Raw genomic sequence first — 18611 nt, forward strand, 5'->3', positions numbered from 1 at the left:
TGCGGCTCCTTTTGAGGAAAGCCTTAACGCGCAGAGGTAAATTTAAATTGAACTTTCGTCGATTCCTGATGCTGCCCACCATTGGAGCTGTTCTACATTTGGTGGATAACTAACTGAAATCACGAATTTATGATGTCTAAATGTTTCTGCGATGAGATCCGAAGCGCCGCAGAATCGCGACACTTTACCCTTCCCAGTCTATACCAGACGGCTTGCGTGTGGCAGGCGTGAATTCAAGCCAGTCAATTGTCTGTTGATTGCTGGATAACCGACGTCAAGGGAGGCAACGGAACGATTGGCGCGTTCTCTTGCGCTGACTCGCTGCTGCCAGAGGGCTGCGGAGTAACAGGTGGGTCCAGAATCAATGGACGGTCTTCCGGGGTCTTGGCGACGGGCGTAGTTCTCGGGGCTTTGGTTCTTCTGGGAGCGGGCGCCGAAGCCAGCGAGAAGCTACCAACACCGTCTGGTGGATAAATCGGGCTGCCGGTTTCTCCTAGTGCTCTGTCTGGTGTCTGTGGTTCGCCATAGGGGTTCCAAAAGCGTCCGGAATAGCTTGTTGCGATTGTGTAACCATACATCAGCGAAAGAAGCTGCTTCTCGGTTGCCTTGCTGTCGCACATGCGCAAGCGGATCTGCACTATGCCATTGTTGCGGAACAGGGCGCGATCTTCCGTGCGGCTGCGGATCTGCTGCCAGCCGTAAAGGCAGGTATCGCCCGTGGCGGCTTGGCCAACTGCGTAACTGAAGGGGCCGTAATTGTTTTGCAGGAACAGCGAGGATGGCGTCATCCGCATGGACGGGAACTCCGCGCGCAGCTCTCTTTGAATGCTGCGGGTGTCGGAGTAGGCGGTTGATGCGTTGGGCAGCGAAGCCTGATTGACGCCGGAAGCGATCACCAGCTTGACGTTGGCATAGTTTTCGCCCGGAACACCTGAACTGGTCGCCAGAGTGATCTGCTGTTCGGTGCCGTTGGAATAGTCTGTCTGCAACACCCCGACAATGGCAGGGCCACCGGGTGGGGTAAACAGGAACGCTTCGCTTGATGGCACCATCTTTGTTGCCTGGATGCGGTTGAGTTTACTGGATGTTCCGCAGCCGGCAAGCAGGGCAAGCGTCGAGAGGAGTGCTGTGATTTTTGCGCTTGTGTGCATGGTCCTGCAGGTCCTGGCGATGGCTTGTCGAGGGCAAATTTCGATTCAGACTTTTGTCTGGCTTTGCCGCTCAGTAAACACTGCAGAATTTAATAAGCTATTAACTATGTTTGTTAACAGAAGAAAAAGCTTTGATGTTTTGCTGCTGGATCAAACAAGTGAGCGGAATAAGGCGCGATTGGGACGAGATGAAAGCCTTTGGAAATAGCTGAGGGTATATGCGCGGGATGGCCCCTTCAGGGAACCAACTCGACATTGGCATCCATGAGCAGAGACCGTTGCTCGGTACTGATGTCATCATCGGTTGCCAGAAAGTCGATCGCGTTTGATGGCGCAAAGGGCGCGGCCTTCACCTTGCCTATCTTGCTGGAATCCATCACCAGAATGTTGGTCACAGCGCGGCTCATGGCCATCTGCTTGATACGGACCTCATGGAAATTGGAACAACTCAGCCCATGTTGGGCATGCAGGCCGCCTGCTGAAAGGAAGGCTTTGTTGATGCCTAGATTGGAGAGCATCACCAGCGCTTCTTCGCTGGCGAAGGATGCCGAGGAGGGGTGATATTCTCCGCCCAGCAGGATGACTTTCAGATTGGGCTGCTTGCAGACGATTTCGGCGATATTGACCGAGTAGCAAATGACGGTCAAAGGCCCTCTGTCGCCAAGGGATTCGGCGATATAGGGCAGGGTTGTTCCGCAATCGAGAAAGACGACGTCGCCGGGTTGAATAAGGTCTATGGCCTTCTGGCAGGATGCCTTTTTGGCTTGAACATTGGTGGCATTCTCCCGGTGCAGAAAATAACCCTTGCCTGAGGGTTGTTCGCCGGAAATGACAATATGCCCACCCAGAAAAGAGAAGCGCTCATCACTTGAAGCGATGTCGCGTCGGACGGTCATTTCAGAAACACCGAGCATCGAGGCTGCATCACGCAAGTGAAGCGCGCGCCCTTCATCGAGCGTTTTTTCCAGTTTATCAAGCCTCGTTTTTCTGCGGCTCTGCATCGTCATAAGCCTTGCAATCTGCGTACTGAATCGTTTCGGTTTTGTGAGGTGACCCTCTTATAACGAAATTTTCGTGTTACGCCATCCTGTGATTATGAAAAACTTGTCACAACTATCTTTTACAATTTGACAGAAAGGGCGTCAATATGTGAATATGCTTTCAACAAATGTTACAATAGTCACATTGATTAACAAAACCTTGTTTTCATATGTTGAATAACAGGAGCAGATTCCATGACTACCCTTGCCTCTGATTTAACTTCCCAGACCCTGGCCAAATATATCGATCACACCATCCTGGCGCCGCAGGCAACGCCTGAAGAGGTTGAGAAGATCTGCAAGGAAGCTCTGGAATTCGGCTTTTGCTCGGTTTGTGTCAATCCGGTCAATATTCCTCAGGTCGCCAAACTGCTGGCGGGCAGTGATGTGGTGACATGTTCGGTTATCGGCTTTCCGCTCGGTGCGATCCCGACTGCGCTTAAATGCGCCGAGGCCCGTTGGGTGGTTGCCGAAGGAGCCGGAGAGGTTGATATGGTGATCCCGGTTGGCCAGCTGAAGGCCGGGGATGTCGACTATGTGAAGAATGATATTGCCGAGGTCAAAAAAGCCTGTGGCGAAGCAAAGCTCAAGGTGATCATCGAGACCTGCCTTCTGAGTGATGAAGAAAAGAAATTGGCCTGCCAGCTTTCTAAACAAGCTGGCGCTGATTTCGTCAAGACCTCCACCGGCTTCATGAGCGGAGGGGCCACGGCCGAGGATGTGGCGCTGATGCGTGCTGAAGTCGGGGAAGAAATGGGCGTGAAAGCGTCCGGGGGTGTTCGCACACATGCCGATGCCCTGAAAATGATTGAGGCGGGCGCCTCTCGGCTGGGAGCCAGTGCAAGCGTCGCAATCGTTACCGGCTGAGGCCGGGCCGGATGGCCGTGACTGTTTGGAGGAACGCGCGGTTATTCTCTCACTTATCTGAATAGATGACATGGACAATCCAAGGGAGGATTCAATGAAGTCTTTGTTCTCATCAATTCTTGTAGCGGCAGCGCTTGTTGCCGCTCCTGCTCTTGCAGAGGGGCCTGTCGACACCTCACAGGTGCGCAAGGATATTTACAAGAGCGAAACGGGGAAAGAATATTCCATTGCCACGGTCGTCAAGGTTGACGGCATTGCCTGGTTCGATCGCATGCGCGACGGGGTCAAGCAGTTTGGTGATGAAACGGGCCATGACACATGGATGCTTGGCCCAAGTCAGGCTGATGCGGCCGCTCAGGTGCAAATCGTCGAAAACCTGATTGCTCAGGGCGTGGACGCCATTGCCATCGTGCCATTTTCCGTGGAAGCCGTTGAGCCTGTTTTGAAAAAAGCGCGTGATCGCGGCATTGTTGTTGTGGCCCATGAAGCTTCCAACATCAAGAATGCGGACTATGTTCTGGAAGCCTTCGATAACCACGCTTATGGCGCCAAGCTGATGGAAGTGCTCGGTGGTTATATGGGTGGTGAAGGCAAATATGCTGCAACCGTTGGCAGCCTCACGTCCAAATCCCAGAATGAATGGATTGACGGGGCGATCGATTATCAGAAAGCCAATTTCCCGAAAATGGAACTGGTCACCAAGCGTCTGGAAACCTATGACGACGCCAATACTGACTATAACAAGCTGAAAGAAACGCTCACCACCTATCCAGATCTTAAAGGGATCGTCGGTGGCCCGATGCCTACATCTGCCGGCGCTGGCCGTTTGATCGCAGAACGTGGTCTTAAAGACAAACTCTTCTTTGCCGGCACGGGCCTTGTGTCTGTGGCTGGTGAATATCTGGCCAACGACGATATCCAGTATATCCAGTTCTGGGACCCTGCCGTTGCTGGCTATGCAATGAACATCGTTGCTGTCATGGCGCTTGAGAAAAAGGATGCGGAACTCAAGGCTGGCCTCAATCTTGGTCTGCCGGGTTATACCGATCTGATTACTCCGGTGGCAGACCAGCCAAACCTGCTCTATGGCGCAGGCTGGGTCGGTGTGACCAAGGACAACATGGACGAATATAACTTCTGATCATGTCGCCTTCGGGGCAGCGCCTGGCGCTGCCCTTCTCACACCAATTGTTAAATTCTCAAACGCCTGGTTCGAGCATGTCTGAAGCGTTCATTGAACTGCGCAGCATCGGGAAGCAATTTCTCGGTTTGCGTGCACTGGATGACGTCTCCCTAACCATCAACAAAGGCGAAATCCATTGCCTTGCTGGTGAGAATGGGTCGGGGAAATCCACTCTTATCAAAATCATATCCGGGGTCTATCAGCCAACCGAAGGTGAGATCATCATCGAGGGGGAGAAGGTAGAAAACCTGTCGCCGATCGAGTCGGTGAACCGAGCCATTCAGGTCATCTATCAGGATTTCTCCCTGTTCGGTAATCTGACCGTGGCAGAAAATCTGGCCCTCAACACCGAGCTACGGGCCAAGACCAAGCTTGTCAATTGGCGTCGTGTGCGCAAACTGGCCCATGAGGCGCTGGAGCGCCTTGGCGTGGATATCGATCTGGATGCCGAGGTGGAAAGCCTGCCCACATCCAGCAAGCAGCTGGTGGCCATTGCCCGTGCGCTGATGTCTGATGCCAAGCTGATCATCATGGACGAGCCGACGACCGCGCTGACAGGCAAGGAAGTGGAGACGCTCTTCCGTATTGTGCGCGATATTCAGAGCCGCGGCATCGCCATTCTGTTCGTCAGCCACAAGATGCGCGAGATGTTGGATATTTCCGAGCGCCTGACGGTTATCCGGAATGGCGCGAAAGTGGCCGAAGGGCCAACCAGCGAATTTGATGAAGCCTCTGTGATCCGCCATATGACGGGCCTCGATATACAGATCGAGCCTTTCCGTCGAGCCCGCCCGGACGCAAGCGAAACGCCGCGCCTCAAGGTGCAGGGGCTTTGCCTTGCTGGCGATTATCAGGATATCGACATGACCCTTCATTCGGGTGAGATTGTCGGGCTTTCAGGGCTTTTGGGGTCAGGCCGCACAGAGCTGGCGCTCAGCCTGTTCGGCATGCTGCCACCAGAGAGTGGCTCCGTAGAGGTCGATGGTAAGCCGATTGCGCTTCACAGTGTGCAGGATGCGATTGCCGAGGGCATTGCCTATGTGCCCGAAGACAGGCTTTCTGAAGGCCTGTTCATGACCCAATCGATCAAGCGCAACATTATCGCGACGTCGCTGGAGACACTGGCCAAGGGCGGGATCATCGATATTCCGCGTGTGGATCGGGTCGCCGATGAGACGATTGCGTCCATGCAGATCGCCACTCCCAGTGCCGAAAAGCAGGTGGGGGAATTGTCCGGTGGCAATGCACAGCGCGTGGTGCTCGGTCGCTGGCTGTTGACCGATGCCAAGGTGCTCATCCTCAACGGTCCAACGGTTGGCGTCGATGTGGGGTCCAAGGCCGAGATACACAAGAAAATCCGCGAGCTGGTCGATAATCACGGCCTCGCTGTTCTGATGATCTCGGACGATGTTCTGGAGCTGGCCCAGAATTGCAGCCGCGTCATTCTCATGCATCGTGGGCGTTTCGTCGACGAGCTTGAAGGTGATGCCATCATCGAAGATGTGATCAGCGATCAGCTGAAGTCGTTCACGTAAGGACAAGGCCATGAAACTCTTCAAAAGATCAGAATTTGTCATAGCGGCCATCCTTTTGTTTGCCATGATCGTGATCGGCCTGATCAACCCTGCCTTCTGGCAGCTGGATAATATTTTCTCGCTTCTGCGCAGCAATGTCATCGTTGGCATCATGGCGCTTGGGGTGTTGATCATCATGATCTCGGGTGGCATTGACGTGTCCTTCCCGGCTTTTGCCGTGGCGGCGATGTATCTTACCGTCAAGGGGATGATCTATCTGGGCTATGACGGGGTAATCCTGCCTTTCATTGCAGCGGCTACGATGGGCATGCTGTTTGGCTGCCTCAATGCCTTCTTTGTCTACAAGTTCCGCATGATCCCGCTGATCGTGACGCTGGGCACCGGCAGCATGGTGCGTGGTTTCCTGCTCGGGATTGTCGGCACCAGTATGATCAACATCAACAAGATGCCGGACGCGCTGATTGATTTCGCCAAGACCGAAGTCATCTCCATGACCAAACCTGATGGCACCCATTTCGGTCTAACGGCCATGGTGCTGATCTATGTGGGGCTGGCGATCATCGTGCATCTGGTGCTGCGCTATACGATGATCGGACGCAGCGTCTATGCGCTGGGGGGCGACGAGGAAGCGGCCAAACGCGTTGGCTTTGATGTGCGCAAGACAATCTTCTTCATCTATTGCTTTGCCGGCATGCTGGCTGGTTTCGGCGGTCTGTTGCATAGCGGCATGATCTGGCTGGCCAACCCGCGCGATTTCGTCGGTCTTGAGCTGGATGTGATTGCCGCCGTCGTGCTGGGCGGGGCGAGTATCTTCGGCGGACGCGGCTCGGTGCTGGGCACCATGCTTGGCGTGTTCATGCTGGTCATGGTCAAGAACAGCCTGATCATCATGAAGGTGGAAACGACCTGGCAGCGTGTTGTGGTCGGTATCGTCATCGTTATTGCGACAGCCATGACTGCATGGCGTGATCGCAAACGGAATGTATGAGGAAATAGAACATGAAATTCTCCCTCGATTTTCGCAACATGGTCAATCGCGACAATAATATTCTGCAATTGATCATGATGACCGTTCTGATCTTCATCATCATGACGGCTCTTAGCCCGGACAAGTTCCTGCGCTATTATAACTTTGAATCCATCACCTATCTGTTCCCCGAGTTGGGCCTGTTGTCCATCGCGATGATGATTGCGATGCTGACCGGCGGGATCGATCTCTCGGTTGTCGGGATTGCCAACCTGTCCGGCATTCTCTCAGGTGTGCTGTTTCACTATCTCACCCGGGATCTGGGCATGGAACAGAGCGTGCCGATGGTGATGTTGGGTGTTTGCCTCTCGCTGGGGGTAGGGCTTGTGGCCGGGGCCATCAACGGGTTTCTCATAACCAAGCTCAATATCATTCCCATTCTGGCGACACTTGGCACGGGGCAGGTCTTTATCGGCTTGTGTCTGGTGCTGACCGGCGGGCCTGCCATCGTTGGTTATCCTGATGCATGGGCTTTCCTTGGCAATGGCAAGCTGTTTGGAATTGCGGTGCCGTTCCTGTTGTTCCTGCTGGTGGCTGGCATGGTTGCCTTCCTGCTGACGCGGACGACGTTGGGCGTCAACCTGATGTTGATCGGCTCCAACCCGCGGGCGGCCGTCTTTGCTGGTTTGAAGAAGTCGCGCATGATCCTTTACAGCTACATGTTGTCTGGCGTGCTGGCCAGCATGGCGGGCATCATCCTGTCGGGACGGACCAATGCGGCCAAGTCGGATTATGGCACATCCTATTTGCTGCAAGCGGTGCTGATTTCCGTGCTCGGCGGTACAAACCCTGCCGGTGGCAAGGGAACGGTGGCCGGTGTGTCGATTGCCGTGGTGGCCTTGATGCTGCTTTCCAGTGGGTTCCAGATCCTGCGCTTCAGTAACCATCTGATCGACTTCATCTGGGGGGCCTTCCTGCTGCTGGTCATTGCCATCAATGCCTGGAAGAACCGCGCCCGGTAGAGCAATCTATGACCGTCGCAGCCTCTGGCGCGGCGGTCTTTTGGATCACAATCAAGCCGGGGCCTGTTCTTCAGAACAAAGAGCTTCGGACAAGACGGAGGAAATACCATGGAACCGGTAAAGATCACCCTTCGCAAAGTCGACTTCGCCGCCCATGAGCAGACGGTAGCCAACTGCGATGAATTGAGCGCGTCCACCTTCCGCTATGACAGCGGCATCGAGGGATTGCGTATCAGCAACGCCAGAGGCCATCTGGTCATCCTGCCTTTCTATGGGCAAATGATCTGGGACGCGGTGTTTGACGGCGTCGACTTGACCATGAAAAACATGTTCTCCATGCCGCGTCCGGCCCATGACATTGCGGGCACCTATGGGTGCTTTGCCTTTCATTCTGGCCTGTTGCGCAATGGCTGCCCATCGCCCGATGATACTCACGCGCTGCATGGCGAAATGCCTGTGGCTGCGCTCGATTGTGCGGGGCTGGAAATCGGCGAAGATGACGAGGGGCTCTATATGGCAGTGACGGGCACTGCTGAATATGTCATGGGCTTTGGGGATCATTATATCGCTCACCCCAAGGTGATCTTGCGTCCCGGCAAGACCCTGTTTGACATGTGCATGGATGTGCAGAATGTCGGTGGGGCGCCGATGGATCTCATGTATATGTGCCACGTCAACTTCGCTTATTGCGAAGGGGCCAAGATCATTCAGCCCGCTCCCTTTACGCCTGATCGGACGGTGGTTCGCACCGCCGTGCCGGGTCATGTGCAGACCACGCCGGACTATCTCGCCTTCATCGATGCTCTGGCCAAGGATCCGACGGGGCTGGAAGTGCTGGATGAACCGGAGCGCTACAATCCCGAGCAGGTGCTCTATGTGCGTGGCGTGGGAGCCGATGGTGATGGCAACACGGCGTCGTTGATGCGTCGGCGCGAGGGCGACGGCTTTAAGATTGCCTATAACCGGAATGACTTCCCCAAGACCGTACGCTGGATTTTGGTGAATGCGGACCAGCAGGTGGCAGCTTTCGCGCTGCCATCTACCTGTGAGCCAGAGGGCTATCTGGCCGAGAAGTCAAAGGGCAATGTACGACAGCTTGCCAGCGGTGAGGCGGCCAGCTTCAAGGTTCGTCTGGGGTATGTAACAGGAGAGGAAGCCGAGGCGGCAGAAGCGCATATTCGCGCGCTCTGATCTCGCATACGGTGGCCATAACAAAGGCTAATCAAGGGAAGAGAACCATGTCAGGAAAAGTCGCTGTCGTTGGCAGCAATATGGTCGATCTGATCACCTATGTCACCCGCATGCCCGGGCCGGGCGAAACGCTGGAAGCGCCATCCTTCAGTCTCGGATGTGGTGGCAAGGGAGCCAATCAGGCAGTGGCCGCCGCCAAACTGGGGGCCGACGTGATGATGGTCACGCGGGTGGGGGATGATATCTTTGCCGACAATACCATCAACAATCTTGAGACACTGGGCGTCGATACGCGCCATGTGGTGCGCGTGCCGGGCACCTCTTCAGGTGTTGCGCCAATCTTCGTGGAGGAATCGGGCGAAAACAGCATCCTGATCGTGAAAGGGGCCAATGAGCATTTGACCCCCGAGGAAGTTGACAAGGCGGCAGAAGAACTTAAGCAGTGTGATCTCATCGTCATGCAGCTGGAAGTGCCGCTGGAGACGATCTATCACACCATCGCCTTTGGTGCGAAGCACGGCATTCCAACCCTGCTGAACCCTGCTCCGGCACAACCGGATCTTGATGCCTCCCGTATCACCGATGTGACCTATCTGGTGCCCAATGAAAGCGAGCTTGAATTGCTGACAGGTATGACAGTAAGCGATGAGGACAGTGCGGAAGCAGCCGCCCGCAGCCTCATGGCCAAGGGGATCAAGACGGTGATTGTCACGCTCGGGTCAAAGGGTGCACTGCTGGTCACCAAAGAAGGGCGCAAGCATTTTGCTCCCATTACCGTGACACCGAAGGATACGACGGGAGCTGGCGACGCCTTCATTGGCTGTTTTGCGCATTTCTATACCCGCGACAAGGATCTCGAAGCGGCGCTTTCCATGGCTGTGCGCTATGCAGCAGATTCCATCACGCGGCAGGGCACGCAGAAATCCTATGCAACGGGGGCAGAATTCGAAGCCTTTTGCGCGTCTCTCGAAAAATAGGGGTATCGCCCTTTGTGAAAGCCTCTAAGCCGGAGTGGATTGCCATTCCGGCTTTTCTTGTATCAAGAGAGAGCAGGATTGGATGCCATCAACCCTTCTGCACGGCCTTATACTGGATGGGCGAGCAATTGTGTATCAGGCGGAAGCGTCGCGAAAAATAGAGTGAGTCATCAAAGCCAAGCTGCATGGCTATGACTTTGACCGGAAGGTCTGTTGTATCGAGCAGATAGCAGGCCCTCTGCATCTTAAGGCGCAGGAAATAGTCAAGCGGGGCGAAGCCCGTACGCTTCTTGAAAATGTAGGTGAAATGCGACTTGGACATGCTGGCGTGAGCGGCCAGTTCTTCCAACGTCAATTTTCTGTCCAGTGCCTTGTTCATGAAGTCGATGACGCTTTTGATGTTGGCGCGATGGCTATCTTCGCCGTGTGGCTGTCTGTGGCGTATGGAAACCAGATGCGTTGCCATCTGATGCGTCGCCATTGAGGCGAGACGCAAGCTTTCGTCGGAATAGCCGCTATCGAGGAGATAGAGAATGCGTTCGAAAAGCGAGGGCAAGGCAGGGTCATGACCAGGATAGAGCATCAGGGATGCCGGATCCAGATCGAGAAGCTGTAAGAGGCTGCGTGTTTTTCTGCCCGCAAGGTGAATCCAGTAGATGGTCCATGGATTATGCTGGTCCGCGCCATAAAGATGGGGTGTGTCGGGGGGAACAAGCAGGGCTTGCCCGGCATGGATGCGGAAGGTGTGGTCCGCGATGGTTGCCCATCCTTCGCCCGATACGCAATAGATGAGGATCAACTGGGTCGAGCCTTTGGGGCGGTCGACATAGTGCCATTGTGCTTCAGGGAAAAGGCCGACATCGCTGGGGACCATATCAAACAGTGGGTCATTGGCGAGCCAGGTTGCCACAACCGAGCGAGGCAAAACGGCGGATCGTTGCCCTGCAAATCCTTCCCGTATTTGGTGCTGATCTGGTGTCATAGATGCAGGCCTCTTGCGAACGGTGGGCTGGCTGTTGGCCCTTTCGATATAGAGACTATATCAGGATCGGGTATCTTTGTGATGCGCGAATAGAATGGTTTTGTTCTAATTCAAAAGAGATATTCCGGTAAATAATCCATATCCCGTATTCTGAAAAGGTCTTTTAGGGCGGTGCGAGGTTGTCACTCTCGATTATCGCGCGCGGAGCGTTCCCAAGCGATCCCTTCCTTGTTTCAGAGCCTGTTTTTTTGCCAATGAGCGATTATGTTCAATATCTATCGAATAAAAGGATGATTTTCTTCGAAACAGGGACAAATGAAGCGGTGCGTCGATGGCGTGTGTGAGCCTCCAGATTTTTACGGAGATTGATCAAAGCTAATACTTTCGTTTCAGATTGAATTGTTGGAGCCGGATTTTCAGATATGCGTTTTACGCATGTCTGTTTCACATTTCGGAATATCTTCCATACTATTCAGTAAATTTGCCATTCTGGTTTTTAATTCCAAGGCTCACCATGAGGGCCGGAGGATGTCTTCAGGGATTAAATTGTCAGCAGCTGAAGACAAAATGCACACATGACTTGCCATACCCTTTTTGCTGAGGCACCCGCATCCCAGAAGGGCCGCCCTGTGAAGGCCTGGAGCCAACCACTGGCGTTACCGACCTATGAACCTGCGCAGGCCGAACGCAATCCGATGTTTCTTGAGAAGCGCGTATTTCAGGGGTCCAGTGGACGTGTTTACCCCCTGCCTTTCATTGACCGGATCGAGAGCGAACCGGTGGAGCATGAATGGACGGCTGTTTTCATCGAGAATGACCATCTTTTGGTGATTGTTCTGCCAGAGCTGGGCGGGCGCGTTTATGCGGCGATCGACAAGGCCAACGGGTATGACATCATCTATCGCAATCATGTGATCAAGCCTGCACTGGTCGGGCTGGCCGGGCCGTGGATTTCCGGTGGCATAGAGTTTAACTGGCCACAGCATCACCGCCCGAGCACCTATATGCCGACCGACTGGATGATCGAAGAGGGCGATGATGGCGCCCAGACGGTCTGGATGAGTGAGCATGAACCCATGAACCGCATGAAGGGCATGCATGGGGTGCGTCTTTATCCGGACATTGCCCGTTTCGACATTTTGGTGCGGTTGCATAACCGTACAGCGATGACGCAGACCGTCATGTGGTGGGCCAATGCGGCAACCGAGGTGCATGAGCATTATCAGAGTTTCTTCCCTGAAGATGTGACCCGTGTTGCTGACCATGCCAAGCGAGCCATGATCGATTTTCCGCGTTGTCAGGGGCACTATTACGGTGTTGACTATGGCGAAAGGGCGCGCTCCGGTGTGCCAGAGATCGAAGCGCCCAGCCAGTTTGTTCCCGAGAGCAACTATGCGCCGAATGATTTGCGTTGGTACGCCAATATTCCTGTGCCCACATCCTATATGTGCGTGGATACGTTGGGGTCCTTCTGCGGCGGCTATGATCATGCGGCTGGTGCTGGCCTTGTACATGTGGCCGATCGCCATGTCTCACCGGGCAAGAAACAATGGACCTGGGGCAATCATGATTTCGGCTATGCATGGGACCGCAATCTGACGGATCCTGACGATAATGGCATCTATCGGCCCTATATCGAGCTGATGGCGGGAGTCTATACCGACAACCAACCGGATTTCGCTTTCATTGCACCGGGGGAAACAAAGATTTTCATCCAGCATTGGTATGGCATTCGCGATATTGGACCGGCACATCAGGCCACGCCTGAACTGGCGGTCAATGTGTCCCTTGAAGGCACGCGTCTGCAAATCGGTCTTCATGCCGTGGTGCCTTTGTCCGGAGCCTTGATGCGGGTGCGCAAAGGCCAGCAGGAGATCGCCTGTTGGGGCGTTGAGGCAAAACCGCAAAAGCCGCTATTGCTTGAGGCTGAGGTGCCGGAGGGCACTTACCGCGATGAGTTGGCGCTGGTTATTCTGGATGCGGACGGGACTATGCTGCTCGATTGGGGCATTGATCGCGTCCGCGATGACGAACCCACCCAATCGGCCACGGAGCCGATGTTGCCCGAAGATATCGAGAGTCTTGATGAACTTTACATCACGGGGCTGCATCTTAGTCAGTATCGGCATGCGACGCGGGCACCCGAGATTTATTGGCGCGAAGCTCTCAAGCGCGATCCGCAGGATAGTCGTTGCAACAACGCAATGGGGGTATGGCATCTGCGGCGCGGCGCATTTGAAGCCGCTGAAGCGCATTTCCGCGCCGCCCTTGGCAGGCTTCGCCTGCGCAATCCCAACCCGCAGGATGGCGAGGCGTTCTACAATCTCGGACTCACCTTGCGTCATATGGGGCGCACGGAAGCGGCCTATGATTATTTTGGCAAGGCTGGCTGGACCGTTGCATGGGGGGCGCCAAGCCAATTGGCCATGGCTGAAATAGACGCAGCCAAGGGGCGTTGGGCCGAAGCATTGCGCCGGTCCAATGAAGCCCTGCGTGTTGGGGTCGACAATTTGAAAGCGCGTAATCTCAAGGCTTTCTGTCTTCGTGCGCTGGGGCGCAGTGACGAGGCGGATGATCTGTTTGCGGAAACGCTGGCGCTGGACCCGCTGGACTATATGGCGCGGGATGCGCTGCGGCTTCCTTTGAGTGTTGATCCGCAGGTGCTGCTGGATTTGTCTCTGGATTATGCCAGCATGGGCGACTTCAACCGGGCGTTCGAGTTGACGTCACGCGGTACTCCGCCGGGCTCTTCGGGCACGGAACCCCTCATGCACTATTACGCGGCCTATTTTGCCGATCAGTTGGGGCTGCATGATGAAGCCGACAGACAGCGCCAATGCGCTCGCAAAGCCAACAGCGACTATTGTTTCCCCAACCGTCTCGAAGAGATCGCCATTCTGAAGGCGGCGATTGCCGCGGATGCTACGGATCCCATGGCTCCTTACTATCTGGGCAACCTCTTTTACGACAAAAAACGGCATGAAGAAGCCATCGTGCTTTGGGAGCAATCCGTTGAAAACCAGCCCAAATTTTCCATTCCCTGGCGGAATCTGGGCATTGGCTATCACAATATTCTCAAGGATGCACAAAAGGCGCTTGCCGCTTATGACAGGGCCTTTGCCTGTGATCGTGCTGATGCCCGCATCTTCTATGAGCGCGACCAGCTCTGGAAACGCCTTGGCAAGCAGCCCGATGAGCGGCTCAAGGAGCTGGAAGCTCATGGCGGTCTGGTCATGAAACGCGATGATCTGACAATCGAACTGGTTGCTCTCTTCAACCAGACCGGAGCCCCAGACAAGGCATTGGCGACACTGATGCAGCGGCAGTTCCAGCCATGGGAAGGCGGGGAAGGAATGGCTCTTGAGCAATTCACCCGAACCTGTCTGAATCTGGGCAGGAATGCGCTGGAGCGCGGTGATCTTGTGGCGGCGTGCGAGGCCTTTGAGAAGGCCATGACCAGCCCGCACAATCTTGGCGAGGCGCGGCACCTGCTCGCCAACCAGTCCGATGCCCATTACTGGGCCGGCGTGGCTCATGCCCAAGCGGGAAATCAGGAACAAGCTTTGAAAAACTGGACTTTGGCCGCTGATTTCAAAGGGGATTTCCTTGATATGGAGGTCAGGGCCTTTTCCGAGAAGACATATTATTCAATATTGTCCATGAAAGCTCTGGGGCGCAACCGGAAGGCTGACATGTTGTGTGATGCCCTTGAAGGTTACGCCAAGAACCTTCTGGGCACGACGGCCAAGATTGACTATTTCGCAACCTCGTTGCCGACGATGCTGATCTTTGACGATGACATACAGCTTAGACAGTCCATTTCTGCCTATGTCATGCTCGGGCAGGTGGCGCTCGTGCGCAAGCAGGAGGATGTTGCAAAAGACTGGCTCTATCGAGCCCTCAAGGACGATCCTAATCATGCTCTGGCTTCAGAGCTTCTGGTTGAAGCCGAAAGAGGGGACGCCGCGCATGCGCCCGTTCTGGCGGTCTGACGCCAACGCCCATAACTGTGGAGGAGAAAAATGGGTAATTCACTAAAATGGATAGGCGCTGCTGTCGCATTTTGCAGCGTTTCATCTCTGGCCAATGCCGATGACATTAAAATCGGCTATGTGAACAAGATGGGTGACCATCCATGGTTCGTAGCCGAAGTGGTCGGGGCGCAAAAGGCCGCAGAAGCACGTGGCGCCTCGCTTATCGCGCAGGATGTGCAATTCAATGCCGATCTGGCAATCACCGCTGTTGATACCATGATTGGTGACGGTGTGAAGGGCATCGCCATTGTCGTGCCAGATCGCGGCATCGGCCCGGTTGTTGCTGCGCGCGCCAAGGAGGCTGGCGTCAAGCTGGTGGCGGTCGATGACGACATCTATCATGAAGATGGCACCAAGGTACCGTTCGTCGGGCTTGATTCCTATAATATCGGCCTGGCCGTTGGCGAAGAATTGTCAAACCTTTACAAGGCTTCCGGCTGGGATCCTGAAACTGTCAAGATTGCCTCGATTGAAGACCGCAAGGCTGATACCTGCATGCTGCGCAACAAGGGTGCCGAGGATGCTTTCCTGAAGGCCAATCCGGAATTCGAACGCGATGATATTGCCCGCGTTGCCTATGACAACACGATGGTCAACTCCATTGACGTGATGACCACCACACTGACCGCCAATCCCCAGATCACCAACTGGATTTTCTATTCCTGCAATGATGACGGCGTTCTGGGGGCTGCACGCGCCATGGAAAATTCCGGCTATGCGGCAGAAAATGGCATCGGCGTTGGCATCGATGGCAGTCGCGCCTGTGACGCCTTCGGCAATGGACGCGCATCCGCCTTCAAAGGCACGATGTGGTTCAACCCTGAAAACCAGGGCAAGGTTGCTGTCAATCTACTAATGGACGCAATCGAGAATGGCAAAGACCTGCCCGAGAACACCTATTCTTCGCCTGAACTGGTCAATATGGGCAATTTCGACGCGTATAAAGGGCGTCTGTGCAAGTAATATAGTTTTAAAATGCGAGGCCCCGTGCTGCACGGGGCCTATTCCGGTCCAAACTGCCCCTCGTCGGGCTTTGGAATATGGCTGCCGTCAATGGCAGGGAGGGGCAGATGCCTGCCCGGTCTTCGCATCTGAAAAGGAGGCGAGATGCAGAACACAATTAGTATGACCAACATTTCCAAGCGCTTCGGGGTTGTTCAGGCCCTTGCCGATGTGGAGGTGACCTTCACACCCGGAGAGGTTTTGGCGTTGGTGGGGGAAAACGGGGCCGGAAAATCGACCTTGATGCGCATTCTTGAGGGCGTGTTTCCGCCCGACACCGGATCTGTGCTGATCGACGGGCAGCCGGTTGTCTTTGGGCAGACGAGAGAAGCTCATGCCAGGGGCATAAGGGTGATCCACCAGGAACCGGAAATCGTGCCCGATATGAGCGTGGCGGAGAATATCTATATCGGCGAGCTGCCGCGTGTTGGTCGCGCCTTTCTGGATCGTTCGCGGCTCAAGCGTGATACTTTGGCGCTGCTCAAGGATTTCGGCATGGCCGATGAACTGGATCCGGACCAGAGCTGCGAGCGGATCGGACCAGCCCAGCGCCAGATGATCGAGATTATCCGGGCCGTGCGCGCAGGCGGGCAGTTTATCGCATTCGATGAGCCAACATCTTCCCTTACCGATGACGAGGCGCGACGCCTGTTCCGCATCATTCGCCGCCTGCGCGAAGAGGGTAAAGCCATCGTTTATATTTCACACCGCCTCAATGAGGTGGTTGATCTGGCCGATCAGGTTGCCGTGTTGCGTGATGGTCGTATCGTGTCCCAGACACAGGTTGCTGAGGAGACGACCGAATCCATTGCTCGCAAGATGGTTGGTCGAGAGCTGAGCACGCTCTTCTCGCGGCGCCCGAGCAAGCAGGATCGCGCGGTCCTGGAGGTCAGGGACCTGTCCTCGGCCGCGATTGAAAATATCTCCCTGACAATCAATGCCGGTGAAGTGGTTGGGCTTGGCGGCTTGATGGGGGCGGGGCGGTCCGAGTTGGCCAAGGCCATATTTGGCTATGACAAGATCACCGGCGGCACGGTTCATATGGAAGGCAAAGCGCTTGCTGCCAACAATACGGCGGCTGCCATTCAGGCGGGGATCGGCTTTGCGCCGGAAGATCGCAAGCATGAGGCCCTGTTGCTGATGCGCTCCATTCTGGACAATGGCGCGATTGTCATTCCCGATCTGGTCTCGCGTTATGGCCTGTTTGATCGCCAGTCGGCGAAAAATCTGGTTGGCGAGGCAGCAAGAGCCATGAAGATCAAGGCGCCGAGCCTGGATACGCAGGTGTCGGATCTTTCCGGTGGCAACCAGCAGAAAGTGGTTCTGGCCCGCTGGCTGGCGCGGTCGCCCAAGGTTCTCATTCTTGATGAACCCACCCGCGGGATTGATGTCGGTGCCAAATCCGAAATTTACAAACTGATTGATGACCTTGCCGCCAGCGGTATTGCGATTTTGCTGATTTCTTCGGAAATGCCCGAGCTGATGGGGCTGGCTGATCGCGTTCTGGTCATGGCCGATGGTAAAATCACCGCCGAACTGGAGGGGGATGCCATCAATGAAGAGGAAATTCTGCTGCACGCGATGCCTTCCGCATCGATGGTTGCTTGAAGGGGACCCTGACTATGTCTGATGAAACACTAAATACAAGCAGTGCCAATGCGCGCGAGACCTTCTATGAAGCAACCGCCGGCCGCATCGGCATTCACAATATGAGCCTTATTCTGGCTCTGCTCGTTCTTCTCGTACTGTTTGGTACGTTGCGCGGGGATGTCTTCTTCTCCATGCGGAATTTCCTGAATATGGGGATGGGGATTGCCATTCTGGGCGTGCTGGCCATATCCCAGACCGCTGTAGTGATCTCCGGACGCATGGATATTTCGGTAGGCTCCATCGTCGGACTGACGACGGTGGCGACTGCAACGGCCATTCAGGCGACGGACTCGGCCACTCTGGGCATCTTTTTCGGCATTCTTGTTGGTGCGTTGGCCGGTCTTTTCAACGGAACGATCATTACCTACGGCCGCGTCAATCATATCATCGTCACGTTGGGCACCATGGCTATTTTCCGCGGGGTTGCCTTCATCATCTCCGATGGCCAGTCGATTTCGATCTTCAATGATACCTTCCGCCTGATCGGTATTGGTCGTTTTCTGGGTATTCCAATGCCGATATGGATTCTGATCCTGACTGCGATTGTTTTCCATATCTTCCTGTCGAAATCCATCGTGGGTCGAAACTTCTATGCCATTGGCGGCAACCCGATTGTAGCGCGCTTCGCGGGCATCAATCTCAGCCGTTACAGCATCGGTACTTTCGTGATGAGTGGTGCGGTCGCTGGCATCGGAGGTATTCTGCTTGCCGCCCGTACCGGGTCCGGTCAGCCGATTTCCGGGTCGCAAGGATTGGAGCTTGAGGCCATTACGGCTGCATTCCTGGGGGGATGTGCCATGCAGGGCGGCAAAGGCAGTGTCATCGGCGCTTTGCTTGGTGTTGCCGTTATCGGCATCCTCAACAACGGCATGATCCTAACCTCGGTACCCACCTTCTATCAGTTGCTGGCCAAGGGATCGCTGCTGATCCTTGCTGTGGTCTTTGCCGAGTTCCAGCAGAACAGACAATAAAAACTATGACAAGCGGGCGCTTTGAGCCCCCGCTTGTCT

Annotated in this window: 14 protein-coding genes; 11 read left to right on the forward strand and 3 right to left on the reverse strand. The window is 55.0% G+C overall.

Features of this window, described 5'->3' with window-relative positions; translation table 11 throughout:
- Positions 1-242: 242 nt before the first annotated feature.
- The gene (gene bcsN / locus ACKPCT_RS19555) at positions 243-1151 is read right to left on the reverse strand and encodes a cellulose biosynthesis protein BcsN (RefSeq protein WP_319567712.1); all 909 of its coding nucleotides are present in this window, start codon (positions 1149-1151) and stop codon (positions 243-245) included.
- 236 nt (positions 1152-1387) lie between these two features.
- Positions 1388-2158 (reverse strand): DeoR/GlpR family DNA-binding transcription regulator, encoded by a 771-nt coding sequence (locus ACKPCT_RS19560; RefSeq protein ID WP_090075065.1) that lies wholly within the window; start codon positions 2156-2158, stop codon positions 1388-1390.
- Positions 2159-2386: 228 nt separating this feature from the next.
- Between ACKPCT_RS19560 and deoC the strand changes: the two genes are divergently transcribed.
- The 7 genes from deoC (at position 2387) to rbsK (ending at position 9933) form a co-directional block, all read left to right on the forward strand.
- Positions 2387-3058, forward strand: a complete 672-nt coding sequence (gene deoC, locus ACKPCT_RS19565) for a deoxyribose-phosphate aldolase (RefSeq protein ID WP_319567713.1) — start codon at positions 2387-2389, stop codon at positions 3056-3058.
- A gap of 94 nt (positions 3059-3152) precedes the next feature.
- Positions 3153-4199 carry an autoinducer 2 ABC transporter substrate-binding protein gene (locus ACKPCT_RS19570; RefSeq protein WP_319567714.1) on the forward strand — a complete coding sequence of 349 codons (1047 nt, stop codon included), beginning with the start codon at positions 3153-3155 and terminating at the stop codon, positions 4197-4199.
- Positions 4200-4276: 77 nt separating this feature from the next.
- Positions 4277-5776 (forward strand): sugar ABC transporter ATP-binding protein, encoded by a 1500-nt coding sequence (locus ACKPCT_RS19575; RefSeq protein ID WP_319567715.1) that lies wholly within the window; start codon positions 4277-4279, stop codon positions 5774-5776.
- 10 nt (positions 5777-5786) lie between these two features.
- Positions 5787-6764: an ABC transporter permease gene (locus ACKPCT_RS19580; protein ID WP_090075061.1), complete on the forward strand. Its 978-nt coding sequence runs from the start codon at positions 5787-5789 to the stop codon at positions 6762-6764.
- A gap of 11 nt (positions 6765-6775) precedes the next feature.
- Complete coding sequence (locus ACKPCT_RS19585; protein WP_319514431.1) at positions 6776-7765, forward strand: ABC transporter permease; 990 nt, start codon at positions 6776-6778, stop codon at positions 7763-7765.
- Positions 7766-7873: 108 nt separating this feature from the next.
- Entirely contained in the window at positions 7874-8956 is a 1083-nt protein-coding gene (locus tag ACKPCT_RS19590; RefSeq protein WP_319567716.1) for an aldose 1-epimerase family protein, read from the forward strand.
- 47 nt (positions 8957-9003) lie between these two features.
- Positions 9004-9933 (forward strand): ribokinase, encoded by a 930-nt coding sequence (rbsK, locus tag ACKPCT_RS19595; RefSeq protein ID WP_319567717.1) that lies wholly within the window; start codon positions 9004-9006, stop codon positions 9931-9933.
- Between the two features lie 88 nt (positions 9934-10021).
- Here rbsK and ACKPCT_RS19600 read toward each other — a convergent pair whose 3' ends face one another.
- On the reverse strand, positions 10022-10915 hold the full coding sequence (locus tag ACKPCT_RS19600) for a helix-turn-helix domain-containing protein (RefSeq protein ID WP_319567718.1): 894 nt from the start codon (positions 10913-10915) through the stop codon (positions 10022-10024).
- A gap of 575 nt (positions 10916-11490) precedes the next feature.
- On the opposite strand from ACKPCT_RS19600, the gene ACKPCT_RS19605 reads away from it, so the two are divergent.
- From ACKPCT_RS19605 to ACKPCT_RS19620, 4 genes are all read left to right on the forward strand, one after another.
- A complete protein-coding gene (locus tag ACKPCT_RS19605) occupies positions 11491-14907 on the forward strand; it encodes a DUF5107 domain-containing protein (RefSeq protein ID WP_319567719.1) in 3417 nt (1138 codons plus the stop codon).
- 30 nt (positions 14908-14937) lie between these two features.
- Complete coding sequence (locus ACKPCT_RS19610) at positions 14938-15912, forward strand: substrate-binding domain-containing protein (protein WP_090075055.1); 975 nt, start codon at positions 14938-14940, stop codon at positions 15910-15912.
- A gap of 144 nt (positions 15913-16056) precedes the next feature.
- Complete coding sequence (locus ACKPCT_RS19615; protein WP_319567720.1) at positions 16057-17559, forward strand: sugar ABC transporter ATP-binding protein; 1503 nt, start codon at positions 16057-16059, stop codon at positions 17557-17559.
- 14 nt (positions 17560-17573) lie between these two features.
- A complete protein-coding gene (locus ACKPCT_RS19620) occupies positions 17574-18572 on the forward strand; it encodes an ABC transporter permease (RefSeq protein WP_090075053.1) in 999 nt (332 codons plus the stop codon).
- Positions 18573-18611: the final 39 nt, after the last annotated feature.

The sequence above is a fragment of the Cohaesibacter marisflavi genome, from assembly GCF_963665895.2.
GTDB classification, from domain to species: domain Bacteria; phylum Pseudomonadota; class Alphaproteobacteria; order Rhizobiales; family Cohaesibacteraceae; genus Cohaesibacter; species Cohaesibacter marisflavi.

Coding starts and splice junctions, on each gene's coding strand:
- bcsN (WP_319567712.1), bottom strand. CDS start 1,151: ATGCACACAAGCGCAAAAATCACAGCACTCCTCTCGACGCTTGCCCTG.
- ACKPCT_RS19560 (WP_090075065.1), bottom strand. CDS start 2,158: ATGACGATGCAGAGCCGCAGAAAAACGAGGCTTGATAAACTGGAAAAA.
- deoC (WP_319567713.1), top strand. CDS start 2,387: ATGACTACCCTTGCCTCTGATTTAACTTCCCAGACCCTGGCCAAATAT.
- ACKPCT_RS19570 (WP_319567714.1), top strand. CDS start 3,153: ATGAAGTCTTTGTTCTCATCAATTCTTGTAGCGGCAGCGCTTGTTGCC.
- ACKPCT_RS19575 (WP_319567715.1), top strand. CDS start 4,277: ATGTCTGAAGCGTTCATTGAACTGCGCAGCATCGGGAAGCAATTTCTC.
- ACKPCT_RS19580 (WP_090075061.1), top strand. CDS start 5,787: ATGAAACTCTTCAAAAGATCAGAATTTGTCATAGCGGCCATCCTTTTG.
- ACKPCT_RS19585 (WP_319514431.1), top strand. CDS start 6,776: ATGAAATTCTCCCTCGATTTTCGCAACATGGTCAATCGCGACAATAAT.
- ACKPCT_RS19590 (WP_319567716.1), top strand. CDS start 7,874: ATGGAACCGGTAAAGATCACCCTTCGCAAAGTCGACTTCGCCGCCCAT.
- rbsK (WP_319567717.1), top strand. CDS start 9,004: ATGTCAGGAAAAGTCGCTGTCGTTGGCAGCAATATGGTCGATCTGATC.
- ACKPCT_RS19600 (WP_319567718.1), bottom strand. CDS start 10,915: ATGACACCAGATCAGCACCAAATACGGGAAGGATTTGCAGGGCAACGA.
- ACKPCT_RS19605 (WP_319567719.1), top strand. CDS start 11,491: ATGACTTGCCATACCCTTTTTGCTGAGGCACCCGCATCCCAGAAGGGC.
- ACKPCT_RS19610 (WP_090075055.1), top strand. CDS start 14,938: ATGGGTAATTCACTAAAATGGATAGGCGCTGCTGTCGCATTTTGCAGC.
- ACKPCT_RS19615 (WP_319567720.1), top strand. CDS start 16,057: ATGCAGAACACAATTAGTATGACCAACATTTCCAAGCGCTTCGGGGTT.
- ACKPCT_RS19620 (WP_090075053.1), top strand. CDS start 17,574: ATGTCTGATGAAACACTAAATACAAGCAGTGCCAATGCGCGCGAGACC.